The organism is Bacillus sp. DHT2, from assembly GCF_026241455.1.
Lineage (GTDB): Bacteria > Bacillota > Bacilli > Bacillales > Bacillaceae_G > Bacillus_A > Bacillus_A pseudomycoides.
Map to the genome: position 1 here is coordinate 1 of NZ_JAPHWH010000092.1, position 352 is coordinate 352.

The window sequence follows — 352 nt, forward strand, 5'->3', positions numbered from 1 at the left end:
GCCATTTATCGTCCTAATTCCACCTCTTGTTTCTTTTTCTTTGCAACATTTTGGAATTGCGTAAAGTTCGAGAATGGTTCATATTGTTTTTCCCGATCAACCAATTTCGATGCGGTCTGCTTAGTAGTCGTAATTCCCTCTTTATTCAACTTTTCTTGTACTTTACTTTCTAATTGATTGACAGATTCTTGGGTAATGAGTTCATTATCAATTGCTACATTTTTGGTTGCAAAATAACGCTCTTCCACTTGTACACGATGAATAATACTATCAATATCGTTTACTGTTTCATGAGATTGTGCTCGCTTAAAAGCCTCATATTTTCCACTTAATTCTTTCTCCATCGAAGCTG

1 pseudogene is annotated in these 352 nt (G+C 35.2%); it reads right to left on the minus strand.

From position 1 onward, the window contains the following. Positions 1–5 precede the first annotated feature (5 nt). Positions 6–352: pseudogene (locus ORL93_RS31050) on the minus strand (hypothetical protein); the annotation flags it as partial.